14 protein-coding genes are annotated in these 14,129 nt (G+C 58.9%); 11 read left to right on the top strand and 3 right to left on the bottom strand.

The window, feature by feature from the left end; genetic code table 11:
* Positions 1 to 65: 65 nt before the first annotated feature.
* Positions 66 to 1,058 carry a protein-methionine-sulfoxide reductase catalytic subunit MsrP gene (gene msrP, locus EIC84_RS07290; RefSeq protein ID WP_134737304.1) on the top strand — a complete coding sequence of 331 codons (993 nt, stop codon included), beginning with the start codon at positions 66 to 68 and terminating at the stop codon, positions 1,056 to 1,058.
* Positions 1,058 to 1,690 carry a sulfite oxidase heme-binding subunit YedZ gene (locus EIC84_RS07285; protein WP_003061983.1) on the top strand — a complete coding sequence of 211 codons (633 nt, stop codon included), beginning with the start codon at positions 1,058 to 1,060 and terminating at the stop codon, positions 1,688 to 1,690. The genes msrP and EIC84_RS07285 overlap by 1 nt, the downstream gene beginning before the upstream one ends.
* Here the strand turns inward: EIC84_RS07285 and EIC84_RS07280 are convergent.
* Positions 1,654 to 2,481 (bottom strand): MBL fold metallo-hydrolase, encoded by an 828-nt coding sequence (locus EIC84_RS07280; protein WP_003061985.1) that lies wholly within the window; start codon positions 2,479 to 2,481, stop codon positions 1,654 to 1,656. The two genes, EIC84_RS07285 and EIC84_RS07280, sit on opposite strands and share 37 nt — an antisense overlap.
* A gap of 74 nt (positions 2,482 to 2,555) precedes the next feature.
* Positions 2,556 to 2,804, bottom strand: coding sequence for a lipoprotein (locus tag EIC84_RS07275; protein WP_034361327.1), 249 nt, complete (start codon positions 2,802 to 2,804; stop codon positions 2,556 to 2,558).
* 12 nt (positions 2,805 to 2,816) lie between these two features.
* On the opposite strand from EIC84_RS07275, the gene cyaY reads away from it, so the two are divergent.
* Positions 2,817 to 3,158, top strand: a complete 342-nt coding sequence (gene cyaY / locus EIC84_RS07270) for an iron donor protein CyaY (RefSeq protein ID WP_003061987.1) — start codon at positions 2,817 to 2,819, stop codon at positions 3,156 to 3,158.
* 67 nt (positions 3,159 to 3,225) lie between these two features.
* On the opposite strand, the gene EIC84_RS07265 is transcribed toward cyaY, so the two are convergent.
* Positions 3,226 to 5,556 (bottom strand): penicillin-binding protein 1A, encoded by a 2,331-nt coding sequence (locus EIC84_RS07265; protein ID WP_003061989.1) that lies wholly within the window; start codon positions 5,554 to 5,556, stop codon positions 3,226 to 3,228.
* Between the two features lie 349 nt (positions 5,557 to 5,905).
* Between EIC84_RS07265 and EIC84_RS07260 the strand changes: the two genes are divergently transcribed.
* The 8 genes from EIC84_RS07260 (at position 5,906) to EIC84_RS07225 (ending at position 14,005) form a co-directional block, all read left to right on the top strand.
* On the top strand, positions 5,906 to 6,988 hold the full coding sequence (locus EIC84_RS07260; protein ID WP_370456492.1) for a pilus assembly protein PilM: 1,083 nt from the start codon (positions 5,906 to 5,908) through the stop codon (positions 6,986 to 6,988).
* Positions 6,985 to 7,596 carry a PilN domain-containing protein gene (locus EIC84_RS07255; RefSeq protein ID WP_012837038.1) on the top strand — a complete coding sequence of 204 codons (612 nt, stop codon included), beginning with the start codon at positions 6,985 to 6,987 and terminating at the stop codon, positions 7,594 to 7,596. Before EIC84_RS07260 ends, EIC84_RS07255 begins: the two co-directional genes overlap by 4 nt.
* A complete protein-coding gene (locus EIC84_RS07250; RefSeq protein ID WP_003061994.1) occupies positions 7,596 to 8,270 on the top strand; it encodes a type 4a pilus biogenesis protein PilO in 675 nt (224 codons plus the stop codon). Before EIC84_RS07255 ends, EIC84_RS07250 begins: the two co-directional genes overlap by 1 nt.
* Positions 8,267 to 8,818 carry a pilus assembly protein PilP gene (locus tag EIC84_RS07245; RefSeq protein ID WP_034357416.1) on the top strand — a complete coding sequence of 184 codons (552 nt, stop codon included), beginning with the start codon at positions 8,267 to 8,269 and terminating at the stop codon, positions 8,816 to 8,818. Before EIC84_RS07250 ends, EIC84_RS07245 begins: the two co-directional genes overlap by 4 nt.
* The gene (pilQ, locus tag EIC84_RS07240) at positions 8,815 to 10,929 is read left to right on the top strand and encodes a type IV pilus secretin PilQ (protein WP_003061998.1); all 2,115 of its coding nucleotides are present in this window, start codon (positions 8,815 to 8,817) and stop codon (positions 10,927 to 10,929) included. Before EIC84_RS07245 ends, pilQ begins: the two co-directional genes overlap by 4 nt.
* A gap of 114 nt (positions 10,930 to 11,043) precedes the next feature.
* Positions 11,044 to 11,589: a shikimate kinase gene (locus EIC84_RS07235; RefSeq protein WP_034361329.1), complete on the top strand. Its 546-nt coding sequence runs from the start codon at positions 11,044 to 11,046 to the stop codon at positions 11,587 to 11,589.
* A 55-nt stretch (positions 11,590 to 11,644) separates the two neighbouring features.
* Positions 11,645 to 12,742 carry a 3-dehydroquinate synthase gene (gene aroB, locus EIC84_RS07230; protein WP_003062004.1) on the top strand — a complete coding sequence of 366 codons (1,098 nt, stop codon included), beginning with the start codon at positions 11,645 to 11,647 and terminating at the stop codon, positions 12,740 to 12,742.
* An 84-nt stretch (positions 12,743 to 12,826) separates the two neighbouring features.
* Positions 12,827 to 14,005: a deoxyguanosinetriphosphate triphosphohydrolase gene (locus tag EIC84_RS07225; RefSeq protein WP_003062008.1), complete on the top strand. Its 1,179-nt coding sequence runs from the start codon at positions 12,827 to 12,829 to the stop codon at positions 14,003 to 14,005.
* Positions 14,006 to 14,129 lie beyond the last annotated feature (124 nt).

The raw sequence follows: 14,129 nt of genomic DNA, 5'->3' as shown, positions 1-14,129 counted from the left end.
GAACTTTGCTGACGCAGAGGACTTCCAAATCGCACTACTCTTGATTGTCGTTTGGGAGCATTCCTATGCTGATTCGTCACAGCAACCAAGGCTTCGAGCATCCGCTGGGCAGCGAGATCACGCCTCAGACCCAATACATGCAGCGCCGGGACTTTCTGCAGACCCTGGCCATGGGGGCGGCGGGAGCGAGCCTGGCGGGCTGGGCCGGCCGTGATGCGCTGGCTGCGGCCGACCGCGTGCATCTGCCCGCCCTGAAGGGCGTGGCCAGCAAGGTGGCCGGCGCCATGACCGTGGAGGCGGCCACCAGCTATCAGGACGTGACCAGCTACAACAACTACTACGAGTTCGGGCTCGACAAGGACGAGCCAGCACGCAATGCGCACACGCTCAAGACCCGGCCCTGGACGGTGCGCATAGAAGGTCTGGTGCACAAGCCGCAGACCCTGGATATCGAAAGCCTGCTCAAGCTCGCGTCCATGGAAGAGCGCATCTACCGCCTGCGCTGCGTGGAGGGCTGGTCCATGGTCATCCCCTGGGTCGGCTACTCGCTGTCCGAGTTGCTGAAGAAAGTGCAGCCGCTCTCCGGCGCCAGGTATGTGGAGTTCGTCACCCTGGCCGACAAGGCCCAGATGCCAGGGCTCAGAAGCGGCGTGCTGGACTGGCCCTATACCGAAGGCTTGCGGCTGGATGAGGCCATGCACCCGCTGACGCTGCTGGCCTTCGGCATGTATGGCGAGGTACTGCCCAACCAGAATGGTGCGCCGCTGCGTCTGGTCGTGCCCTGGAAATATGGTTTCAAGAGCGCCAAGTCGCTGGTGGCGATCCGTCTGACCGACAAGGAGCCAGGCACCGCCTGGAACAAGGCGGCACGCAACGAGTACGGCTTTTATTCGAATGTGAATCCCGAGGTCGATCATCCGCGCTGGAGCCAGGCCACCGAGCGGCGCATCGGCGAGGGCGGGCTGTTCGCCAAGCGCCGCAAGACCTTGCTGTTCAATGGCTATGGCGATCAGGTGGCGTCGCTGTATGCGGGCATGGACCTGAAGAAGTTCTACTGATGCAGGCCTGGTTGCTCAGGCCCTGGGCCAAGCCACTGGTCTTCACGCTATGCCTGCTGCCTTGCGCATGGCTGTTCTATGCGGCGTTCACCGACGGGCTGGGGGCCAATCCGGCCGAAGCCCTGCTGCGCAGCACGGGCGACTGGACTCTGCGTTTTCTCTGCATCGTGCTGGCAGTGACGCCGCTGCGCCAGATCAGCGGCTGGAATCTGCTGGTGCGTTACCGGCGCATGCTGGGCCTGTACGTGTTCTTCTACGCCTGTCTGCACCTGCTTTGCTATGCCTGGTTCGACATGGGGCTGGACTGGGGCGATATCGTGGCCGATATTCCCAAGCGCCCGTTCATCTTGGTAGGTTTCAGCACCTGGCTGCTGCTGCTGGTGCTGGCCGTCACCTCGCCAAAGTTCATGCTCAGGGCTCTGGGCGGCAAGCGCTGGCAATGGCTGCACCGTGCCGTCTATGTGGCGGTGCCTCTGGCCTTGCTGCATTTTTTCTGGATGCGCGCCGGAAAGAACAATTTTGGCGAGGTGGCCGTCTATGCAGCCATTCTCGGTAGCTTGCTTGGCTGGCGAGTGCTGCGTGCACTCAGAAGCAATCAACCGGCCACGGCGCGCAGCGGCGGACGTACCTGACGCGAGATCGGGTCGATCTCGGCTGAAGGCAGCTGGTAAGCGCGCTGGTCGAACAGGTCGATTCCGCATTGCAGGCCTTCGAGCCAGTTGAACAGGTCGCCAATCGCCTGTTTGCCCATGATGGGCGCGCCATGCTGGGGCACGATCATGTCTATGGGCAACTGCCGTGCCATCTGCACCCATAGCCTCAGAATCTTGTTGGAGACCATGTAGCGGCGGTGAAAGCCTTCCATGCGCGAGATATGGGGAGCGAGGTCGGTGACGGGCTTCTGCGCTTCTGCGCCGGTGGTCAGAGAAACGCCGAGGTCGCCCGTGAACAGAATCTTGCTGATGGGGTCGTAGAAGTGAAAGTTCCCCTCTGCATGGAGAAAATGCGCGGGCAGCAGCACCAGCTCGCTATGGCCCAGAGGCAGGCGTCCGCCCGAGTCAGGTACGCCGATGACGCGGTTTTCCGTCTTGCCCACCTTGGTAAAGTGCGGTGCAAAGCGCTCCCAGATGCGCGAGATGACCAGTTGTGCGCGCGTGCTGCTCATCCAGCGATCCAGCGAGGCGATGATGTCCGGGTCGGCATGCGAGGCAATCAGATAGGCGAGCTTTTGCGGCGGGAAATGCCGCGACATGCCCATGAACAGCTCGTTGAAAGCCAGGTTACCGCCGGGATCAATGATGGCGCCCGTGCCGTTGTCCACGATCAGAAACTGGTTGGCCTGAATGGCCTGACCGTCCTCTTCGATGAGGTCGGTGAACATCAGACAGACGTGGTTTTTGTCGCGATAGAGCTCAATGGACATGGCAGTTTGTCAAAGGACAAGATGCCATCACTCTAGAGAGTAAGTCCGGGCGCCATGTTGATGTGCATCAAGCCTCAGGGCTTGGCATCGATCTGGGGAATCTCTTCAGCCTCTATCGGCGTGGCTTTCGTTGCGGGTGTTGCTGCGCTGGAAGGCTTGGGGGAAATGCCAAGCGTTTCGGGCAGCGTGGCGCGACCCTGCGCCGCAGGATCTGTAGGCAGATAGAGCGGGCCTTTTTGCCCGCAGGCGGAAAGTGCTGCCAGGGACGCCGCACAAGCCGCAAGGGCAATGCTCCTGACTAAAATTTGGTTGGCTTTCAACATGGGCAAATTGTAATGACTGACCTTGAATATCTGGATCGCGCCGACCAACTTCTGCTGGCTGTGGAGCAATGCTGTGATCGCATCAATGACGAAACCGATGCCGACCTTGATGCCCAGCGTGTGGGCGGCATGGTGACTTTGGTGTTTGCCAATCGCAGCCAGATTGTCATCAACCAGCAAAAACCCCTGCATGAAATCTGGCTGGCGGCCAAGGCAGGTGGCTTTCACTATCGCTTTGACGAGGACAAGAAAGTCTGGCTGGACACCAAGGGTGCTGGCGAGTTCTTTGCCAATCTGACGCAATATGCAAGCGAGCAGTCGGGCATGGCTCTGGAGTTCAAGGCCCTGGCCTGAGTCTTCAGGGCGCTGGAATAAAAAAAGCCTGCCTCGACGAGAGGCAGGCTTTTTGCTTGGCGAGGGCTTAGTTTCTGAACAGGTCCAGAATGCGGCTGCGCTCCTCTGCGGCAGGCGGCTGGGTGGCACCCGGGCCTGCGTTGCCAGGATCGGAGGCGCCTTCCATACCGAGGCTGGAGACGCCGCCGTTGCGGGCGTTTTCTTCGTAATACCAGTCGCCGCCCATATTGACCACGCCGGGCGGGGTCTGCACTTCGGCCACCGGCACACCCTTGAGTGCGTGCTGCATGAAATTGATCCAGATGGGCAGGCTCAGGCCGCCACCGGTTTCGCGCGAACCCAGGTTGCGCGGAGTGTCGTAGCCAATCCAGGAGACTGCGGCAATGCTGGGCTGGTAGCCGGCAAACCAGGCGTCCACCGAGTCATTGGTGGTGCCGGTCTTGCCATACAGGTCTGGGCGCTTGAGTGTGGCCTGGGCACGTGCAGCCGTGCCCACGCGTGCCACATCATTGAGCAGGGTGCCGGTGAGGAAGGCATTGCGCTCGGGGATGGCCTGGGGCAGCTCCTTCACCGCTGGCGGCGTGAACTCGGAGAGGATGCGACCCTTGTGGTCGGTCACGCGGGCAATCAGCCAGGGGTTGATGCGGTGGCCGCCGTTGGCAAACACCGAATAGGCTCCCGCCATCTGCAGCGGCGTGACGGAACCGGCGCCCAAAGCCATAGTCAGGTAAGCGGGCTGTTTGGCGGCTTCAAAGCCGAAGCGAGTCGCCCATTCCTGTCCGGTCTTGGGGCCGATGGCCTGCAGCAACCGGATGGAGATCATGTTCTTGGACTTGTTCAAGCCCGTGCGCATGGTCATGGGGCCGTCGTAGCGGCCGTCGTAGTTCTTGGGCTCCCAGGGCTGACCACCGGTGGTTGCCGCACTGAAGAAGATCGGTGCGTCATTGATCATGGTGGAGGGCGAGAAGCCGTGCTCCAGCGCTGCCGAGTAGATGAAGGGCTTGAAGCTGGAGCCGGGCTGGCGCCAGGCCTGGGTCACGTGGTTGAACTTGTTCTTTTCGAAGTCGAAGCCACCGATCAGCGCGCGGATCGCGCCGGTTTGCGTGGACATGGCCACAAAAGCGCCTTCGACTTCGGGCAACTGGGTGATTTCCCAGGCACCCTTGGCGTTCTTGATGGCGCGGATCACGGCACCGGGGCGGATCTTGATATTGGGCGGTGCCTTGGGGCTGAGGCCGGATTCGGCGGGCTTGAGGTTGTCGCCCGTGATCTCGAAATGGGTACCGTCCGCACGGGCCGCGACAATCTTGCGCGGCGAGGCTTCCAGCACCACGGCCGCAACCACATCGCCGTTGTCGGGATGGTTGGCCAGGGCATCGTCGATGGCGTCTTCCAGCTCCTGAGCGTTGGCTGGCAGAGTGATGAACTTCTCGGGGCCGCGGTACTTCTGGCGGCGTTCGTAGTTCATGATGCCTTCGCGCAAAGCCTTGTAGGCAGCCTCTTGTTCACCAGCATTGAGAGTGGTGTAGACGTTCAGGCCGCGGGTATAGGCGTCGCTGCCGTATTGGGCAAAGATCAGTTGACGGGCCATTTCAGCCACGTACTCTGCATGTACACGGGTCGAATTGGCGGCAGTACGCAGCTTGAGCGGCTCTTCGCGGGCCTGCTTGGCCTGATCTGCCGTGATGAAGCCGTTTTCCTCCATGCGCTCGATGATGTAGAGCTGGCGGATGCGGGCGCGCTTGGGGTTGCTGATCGGGTTGTAGGCCGATGGAGCCTTGGGCAGGCCTGCCAGCATGGCGGCTTCGGCCACCGTGATGTCCTTGAGCGGATGGCCGAAATAGGCTTCACAGGCTGCTGCAAAGCCATAGGCACGGTTGCCAAGGAAAATCTGGTTCATGTAGATCTCGAGGATCTGCTCCTTGGTGAGCAAGTGCTCAAGCTTGAAGGTCAGCAGGATTTCGTAGATCTTGCGGGTATAGGTCTTCTCGGAGGAGAGGTAGACATTGCGTGCGACCTGCATGGTGATGGTCGAGGCGCCCTGGCTCTTGACCTTGCCCAGGTTGGCCAGCGCAGCACGCAGCATGCCCTTGTAGTCCACGCCGCCATGCTCGAAGAAGCGGGTGTCTTCGATGGCCAGCACGGCATCCGTCATGACCTTGGGGATCTCGTTGATGGGCGTCAGGGTGCGACGCTCCTCCCCAAATTCGCCCAGCAGAGCGCCTTCGCTGGAGTAGACCCGCAGCGGTAGCTTGGGGCGGTAGTCTGCAAGTTCGGAGACGTCTGGAAGATTGGGGTAAGCCATGGCCAGCGCCACGGCCACGGCCAGCAACACGGCCAGGGCGGCGGCGACGGCAAGTCCGATCAGCCAGAAAATGGAACGCGGCAGCCAGTGCATGCGTTTTTTGGGAGTTTGAGACCCAGGCGCAGGTGCCTGGTGAGCAGAATGTTCTGATGGCGGCATTTCGCAGTATTGGCAAGGGGTAGGGCATTATAGAAATGCCGCCCGGAAAAGCATCGTGGCGGCCGGGTGGGTGCCGCGCTTTGATTGAATCCTAAATCACAGGGTAAGCACCAGTATGCGCAAGGGCTGAGGTTCTTGCGGTTTGACGTTACACAAGTTTGTCTTTTTTTGACCACGAAATACGGTGAAAAGCGCTGCAGCAAAGCATGTGCTGCTATAGCTTGCTGCTAGGATTCCGGGGTATCGCTGGCTTTTGTTTCCATTCTTACAAACCTGGGGGGGCATGTTGATTGCTCTGAGTTCTTTATTCAGCCGTCAGCCTGCACCTTTGCTTGGCATTGATGTCAGCTCCTCCAGCGTGAAGCTGGTCGAGCTGGCCAAAAGCAAATCCGGCGAGTGGCAACTGGAGCGTTGTGCGATTGAGCCTCTTGAAAAAGGCTGGATCACCGACGGCAATATTGAGAAATTTGATGAGGTGGCGGAGGCTGTGCGCCGCCTGGTCAAGAAAAGCGGAACGCGTACAAAGCAAGTGGCCATGGCACTGCCTGCCGCTGCGGTGATTACCAAGAAGATCACCTTGCCAGCCGGCTTGACCGAGCTGGAAATGGAAGTTCAGGTCGAGTCCGAAGCCAATCAATACATTCCGCTCTCGCTCGATGAGGTGAGCCTGGATTTCTGTGTCATAGGTCCATCGCTGGTGTCGCCTGGCGATGTGGATGTGCTGATCGCTGCATCGCGCAAGGAAAAAGTGCAGGACCGCCAGGGCCTGGCCGAGGCAGCCGGTCTCAAGCCCATGGTGATCGATATCGAGCCCTACGCTGCCCGAATGGCGGCAACGCGTCTGGTGTCGCGTTTGCCCAATGCCGGGCGTGACGCCGTTGTGGCGCTGTTCGAGGTGGGAGCAATGACCACCAGCATGCAGGTGCTTCGCAATGACGAGGTGCTGTATGAGCGTGATCAGGCCTTTGGCGGCGCACAGCTTACCCAGTTGATTGCACGCCAGTACGGTTTTTCTCCGGAAGAGGCGGAGGCCAAGAAGCGCAGCGGCGAATTGCCGGACGACTACGCGGCTGGTGTGCTCAAGCCCTTTGTGCAAAGCCTGACCCAGGAAGTGGCGCGAGCGTTGCAGTTCTTCTTCACGAGTACTCCCTATAACCGCGTCGATCATGTTTTGCTGGCAGGTGGATCGTCGTCCTTGCCGGGGCTGGTGGATGCCGTCAGCCAGCAGACGGGATGTGCCTGCAGTCTTGCCAATCCCTTTGAAGGCATGGAAATTGGCAGCGGCGTGCGTCTGAAGAAGATGGCGCGTGAAGCGCCGTCCTATCTGACCTCTTGCGGTTTGGCCATGCGGAGGTTTCAAGAGTGATACTGATTAACCTTTTACCGCACCGCGAGGCGGCCAAGAAACGCCGTAAAGAGGCGTTTCAGGTCAATATGGTGCTGGGCGCACTGGGTGGACTGCTGATCGCAGCACTGATTTACTGGTACTTCCAGATGATGATCGAGGGCCAGCAGAACAAGAACAATCTGCTGCGCTCCGAAATCAAGGTCCTGGAAACACAGATCAAGGAAATCGAGGGGCTCGAGGCCGAAATCACCGCTCTGCGTGCACGGCAGAAGGCGGTGGAGGATCTACAGTCCGACCGCAACCTGCCGGTGTACATGCTCAATGAGCTGGTCAAGCAACTGCCGGACGGTGTCTACATCAGCAGCATCAAGCAAGAAGGCCTGTCGGTGACCATGCAGGGAACTGCACAGTCGAATGAACGTATTTCCGAGATGCTGCGCAATCTTACGGATGGCTCGCCCTGGTTCTCCAAGCCGGAGCTGATGGAAATTGTGGCCAAGACTGTTGATGTGACTGCCAAGGATAAGCGCCGTGCAGCTGCATTCACATTGCGCTTCAATCTGACCAGAGCCAGCGATGCGGAGAAAAATCTGCTTGCTGCAAGCTCTTCTGTGAAGGCGCAGTAATGGCAAAAAAGAAGAAATCTCTGGACATCGATTTCGCTGCGCTGCAAGAGAGGATTCAGCGCCAATTCCGGAATCTGGACCCCAATGACCCCTCGGTCTGGCCAGCCTTGCCCAAGGCACTGCTGTATGTCGCCGTTGCAGTCGCTGTCGCTGCCTTGCTGTGGTTCGTCGTTCTGAAGGATTACGAGGCAGAGCTCGACGCCGAGCGTGCGACCGAGGTGACTCTGCGCGAAGACTACTCCAAGAAAATGGTCAAGGCGGTGAGCCTGGAGGGCTTGAAGAAGCAGCGCGAGCAGGTGCAGCAGTATGTGACGCAGCTGGAAAAGCAACTGCCCAGCAAGGCGGAGATGGCTGCTCTGCTTTCCGATATCAACCAGGCCGGCTTGGGGCGTAGCCTGCAGTTTGAAGTATTCCGCCCTGGCGCCATGGTGACCAAGGAGTACTACGCCGAGCTGCCAATCACCCTGAAGGTGACGGGACGCTATCACGACATCGGTGCTTTTGCCTCGGATATCGCTTTCCTGTCCCGTATCGTGACCTTGAACAATCTGTCTATCGCCCCGGGCGGCAAGGACACGGATGTGCTGTCCATGGATGCCACGGCACGGACCTTCCGATATCTGGATGCGGACGAAGTCAAGGCGCAGCGTGACGCGGCCAAGGGGAAGAAATGAGCAGAGCATTCTTGAGCCCTGTCTGGCTGGTCCTGATGAGCAGTGCTTTGCTGGCGGGTTGCACCTCCTCCGAGGAGGAGCAACTGCGTGAGTGGATGGCCCAGGAGCGTGCCAATGCCAAGCCTCGCGTGACTCCTCTGGAGGAGCCCAAGCCTTTCAAGCCCCAGGCCTATACAGGGGCTGATGGCATGGATCCCTTCAATCCGCTCAAGCTGATCCAGGTGCTGCGCAAGGAGTCTGCGCAATCCAACATCAGCACGGCGTTGCTCACGCCAGAGCTGAGTCGCCGCAAGGAGCCGCTGGAGGCCGAGCCGCTGGACACCATGACCATGGTGGGCAGTCTCGACAAAAAGAACGTGCCCACGGCCTTGGTCAAAGTCGGCGGCCTGCTCTATCAGGTACGTGTCGGCAACTATCTGGGGCAGAACTACGGAAAGATCACCAAGATTACGGAAAACTCCATCCAGCTAAGAGAAATTGTCCAGGATGGCGGTGGTGACTGGATTGAAAGAACAAGCACTTTGGAGTTGCAGGAGGTCGGCAAATGATGGGTATTAATCGCAGCACTATGGCGAAGGCCCGTTGGGGTCTGACCCTGAGCGGCCTTTTGCTTTCTTCGGCAGCTTGGGCGCAAGCCCGCATTGAGGCTGTTACAGGTGCTTTGCAGTCAGGCTCCGAGGTCGTCCGTGTCGAGCTGTCCGAACCGCTGGCTGCTGACCCGACCGGATTCGTGGTTCAGTCTCCGGCGCGTATCGCTCTGGATTTTCCGGGTGTGAGCAATGGCTCGGGCAAGTCGTTGCTTGAATTCAATCAGGGCAATCTGCGCTCGGCAAATCTGGTGGAAGCATCGGGTCGCTCACGCCTGGTATTGAATCTGAAGACGGCTACGACCTATCGCTTGCAGCGCCAGGGCAAATCTTTGCTGATCTTGCTTGATCCCGCAGGTGCCGCGACAACCGCTGCAGCTGCGGCTCCTGTCATGGCTCCGGTGTTCGAGAACAAGACGGCAGCCTCTGATGCAGCTCCGATTCGCGGTATCGACTTTCGCCGTGGTAGCGATGGCTCCGGCCGGGTTGTAGTCAGCCTTGGCAGCAGCCAGGTGGGGGTGGATCTGCGGCAGGAGGGCAAGGGCCTGACGGTGGACTTCCTGCGTACAGCTCTGCCTGAAAATTTGCGCAAGAAGCTTGATGTGGGAGATTTCGGTACGCCTGTGCAAACGATATCGACCACTCAGCAAGGCGATCGTGTTCGGATGCGCATTGACCCCGTGGGTGACTGGGAGCACAGCGCATACCAGAGCGACAATCAGTTCGTGGTGGAAGTGCGCCAGAAAAAGGTCGACACCAGCAAGTTGACGCAAGGCCCGGGCTACAGCGGCGAAAAGCTGTCGCTCAATTTCCAGAATATTGAAGTGCGCTCTTTGCTGCAGGTCATCGCGGACTTCACCAACTTCAATATCGTCACCTCGGATACGGTGACAGGTGCCTTGACTCTGCGTCTGAAGGATGTGCCATGGGACCAGGCTCTTCAGATCATTATGGATGCCAAGGGGCTGGGCATGCGCAAGTCCGGCTCCGTGCTCTGGATCGCTCCCAAGGACGAGATTGACGCGCGGACCAAGCGTGACTACGAAGCGGCCATGGAAATCCAGAAGCTGGAGCCTTTGCGCACGCAAGGCTTCCAGCTCAACTATGCGAAGGCGGCGGACATTCTGCAGCAGATCACGACTTCGACAGGCGGCGGCGGTGCAGGCGGTACAGGGTCCAGCACGCGCTTTCTGTCGTCGAGAGGCTCCGCCATTTCCGAGCCACGCACCAATCAGCTGTTTGTGACGGATACGCCGACCAAGCTGGAAGAAATGAAGGCTTTGCTGGCAACGCTGGATGTGCCGGTGCGCCAGGTCATGATCGAGGCCCGCATTGTGGAGGCACGCGATACCTTTGGCCGTTCGCTGGGTGTGAAGTTTGGCGGAGGGGCTGTTGGCAGCAATGCCTCCATGACATCGTCTCAGTTCCTGCCTGATAGCAGCTCGGGATCAAGCTCCAAGTTCCCCAGTGGCAATTTTGTCAATTTGCCCGCCAGTGTTTCGGGAATCAACACTGTGGGTCAGGTCGCATTCTCTGTCTTCAATAGCTCGATGACACGTTTCCTGTCCCTGGAGCTGTCCGCTTTGGAAGCAGAAGGCGACGGCAAGATCATCTCCAACCCCCGTCTGGTGACGGCAGACCAGAACAAGGCATTGATCGAGCAAGGCACGGAATACCCATACTCCGTGACTGCGCCGAATGGCGCCACGACCATCTCGTTCAAGAAGGCCGTGCTGAAGCTGGAAGTGACTCCGCAAATTACCCCTGAAGGCGACATCATTCTGGATCTGGATGTGAACAAGGACAGTCGCGGTGAGACCACGACTCAGGGCGTCGCCATTGATACCAAACATGTCAAGACCCAGGTGCTGGTCGAGAATGGCGGCACGGTCGTGATTGGCGGTATCTTTGAACTGGAGGAAACCAACCAGCTCAACAAGGTACCGCTGTTCGGAGATCTGCCTGTGTTGGGGCATTTGTTCCGTAGCAACACCAAGGCTTCGAGCAAGCGTGAAATGCTGGTTTTCATCACTCCCAAGATGCTGAGCCAGGCGCGCAGCACCAGCAAATAACTGTTATCAGTTTTTACATAGGGCCCGCACGAGTTGATGCGGGCCTTTTCATTTGTAATATCTGCGGGCTGCGAGAATCATGGGCTGGCCAGATTGGCGGATGACGGTAACGCGATGACTGTTCTAAAGAAATTTCATATTGCCCTTGTGGGTTTGCCAGGCTCCGGCAAATCCACCATCGGACGCTATTTGGCCAAGCGTTGGTCTATGCCTTTTGTGGATGTGGACGTGGCCATCGAAGAGCATATCGGCTGCACGATTCGCGATTTTTTTGCCAAGGAAGGCGAGTCCAGATTCAGGGATGTAGAGCAGGAGGTGCTGGCAGCGCTGCTGGCGCGACCTGAGAAAACGGTGGTTGCCACAGGTGGCGGTGCCGTGCTGAAGGCTGAAAACCGGCAAGAGCTGGCCGAGCATGCACAGGTGGTCTATCTGAGTGCATCACCGCATGAGATTGCCAAGCGCCTGCAGCGGGATACTCAGCGTCCCTTGCTGCAAGTGGACAATCCTTTGCAGCGCTTGCTGGATTTGCATGCCATCAGAGATCCGCTCTACAGGGAGGTTGCAGATTTTGTGGTGGCGGGCAGCGGCCTGTCCGCCACGCAGGTGGCTCAGCGAGTTGCCATGCAGATTGAACTCGGTCAGCATTCCGGATTGCGCTGAAAAGCTTGTTGGTCAATACACTGCGTGTGGTTCCTGCTATGTATTTTGAGAGAGGTTGAACGTGGAAACGGTGCATATTGATCTGGGAGAGCGCAGCTATCCCATCGTGATTGCAGAGGGCTTGCTGGCCCAGAGCTCCACTTGGCAGGCATTGCCCAAGGCGGCGGCGGCTCTGGTCGTGACGAATGATGTCGTGGCCCCGCTTTATCTGTCTGCGCTCAAGCAGGCCTTGAGCGGCCAATACGCTCAGGTTCACGAGGTGGTGTTGCCCGATGGCGAAGCGCATAAAGACTGGCAGACTCTGAACCTGATTTTTGATGCCCTGCTGCAGCATGCTTGCGACCGCAAGACGGTGCTGTTTGCACTGGGCGGCGGTGTTGTGGGGGATATGACGGGCTTTGCTGCCGCCAGCTATATGCGTGGCGTGCCTTTTGTGCAGGTGCCGACCACGCTGCTGTCCCAGGTCGATTCCTCGGTGGGGGGCAAGACTGCCATCAACCACCCGCTGGGCAAGAACATGATTGGGGCCTTCTACCAGCCGCAACTGGTGCTCTGCGATCTTGCTACGCTGGATACCCTGCCCGAGCGCGAGTTGAGTGCAGGTCTGGGGGAAATCATCAAATACGGCCCTATTGCCGATATGCAGTTCTTCGACTGGCTTGAGCAGAACATGGATGGCCTGCTGCGCCGCGATCGCGACATGCTCGCCCATGCCGTCAAGCGAAGTGTGGAGATCAAGGCCTGGGTCGTGGGGCAGGACGAGAAGGAAGCAGGTCTGCGCGCGATTCTCAATTTTGGTCATACCTTCGGTCATGCGATCGAGGCCGGCATGGGCTACGGCAACTGGCTGCACGGTGAAGGTGTGGCGGCAGGCATGGTGATGGCGGCGGAGCTGTCCCAACGTCTTGGCCTGGTGGAGGCGAGCTTTGTCTCGCGTCTGCGCAAGCTGATTGAGCGAGCGGGCTTGCCGGTGCGCGCAGCGGTCATCGATGTCGAGGACAATGCTGGTCGCTATCTGGAGCTGATGCGGGTCGACAAGAAATCCGAAGCTGGTGAAATCCGCTTTGTGCTGATCGATGGTCCCGGCAAGGCGGTGATGAGGTCGGCACCTGACGCTCTGGTGCGTGAAGTGATCGAGAGTTGCTGCGCTTGATGGATGGCCCTATGTGAGCAGACCCTGGGGGAAGCGAGCCCATAGCTGTTAGAGTCATTGCATCGAGTTGTTGAGGCGATTTGCATGACCGCTCTGGCTTCCTACGCCTGCCATCCCCAGCAAAGCCGCGGGCGTCGCTTTGCTGAGCCCCCGGCTCCCACGCGCAGCGACTTTCAGCGCGATCGGGATCGCATTGTTCACTCCTCGGCCTTCAGGCGACTGGTTTACAAGACCCAGGTCTTTGTGAACCATGAGGGCGATCTGTTCCGAACCCGGCTCACGCATTCTCTGGAAGTGGCACAACTGGGGCGCTCCATCGCGCGTTCTTTGCGGCTGGATGAAGACTTGGTTGAAGCCATCTGTCTGGCGCATGATCTGGGGCACACACCTTTTGGACATGCGGGGCAAGACGCGCTCAATGAGTGCATGAAGCCCCATGGCGGTTTTGAGCACAATCTGCAAAGTCTGCGTGTAGTGGACAGGTTGGAGGAGCGTTATCCAGCCTTTGACGGTCTGAACCTGACTTTTGAAACGCGCGAGGGAATTCTCAAGCATTGCTCGCTCAGCAATGCGCAATTGCTGAATGCACGTGAGCCCGGCGGCGTGGCTCAGCGTTTTCTGGATGGCACTCAGCCTTCTCTGGAGGCACAGCTATGCAATCTGGCGGATGCGATTGCCTATAACGCCCACGATGTGGACGACGGCGTTCGATCGGGTCTGATCACCATGGCCCAGCTGCGTGAAGCCGTGCCTTTGTTTGCCCGCTACTATGCCTCGACATTGGCGGATTGGCCCGATCTGGCTCTGCCGGATGCTCAGCGCAAGCTGCTCTATGAGAGCATTCGCCGCATGCTCAGTGACCAGGTCTATGACGTCATCCATCACTCACAGGCCGGTATTGAGCAGGCGGCTGTGCGCTCGGTGCAGGAGGTTCGTCAGCACGGTCGGACGCTGATCGGTTTCAGCGAAGAGATGAAAGCGCAGTCTCTGGTGCTAAAGCAGTTCTTGTTCAGGCAGCTCTATCGGCATCCTCAAGTCATGCAGACCATGAACAGTGCCCAGCAAGTTGTGAAAGAGCTGTTTGCTGCTTATATGGTGGAGCCTGAACGCATGAAGCCGCGCTTTGTTCAGCGTGCCCATATCGTCACTACCCTGCATGAACGTGCGCGAGTGGTGGCAGACTTTATTGCGGGTATGACGGATCGTTATGCGGCGCGAGAGCATGAGCGCATCACCGGGCTCAGGCTGCTGGGCGAGGCCTGAAGGAAGCTCCTCAACGGTCTTGCTGCCAGTGGCGAGCATGGCACAGGCCGGATCGCTAAAATAGCGGTTCTGTGTATCTAGAGCCGGAATATTTCCCGCCCAGTGCGCATTCTTTGGGGGCGAT

Source organism: Comamonas sp. A23 (assembly GCF_004522605.1).
GTDB lineage: Bacteria > Pseudomonadota > Gammaproteobacteria > Burkholderiales > Burkholderiaceae_C > Comamonas > Comamonas thiooxydans.
Note: the sequence above shows the minus strand (reverse complement) of the source record. Positions and strands in the feature narration are given on the sequence as shown.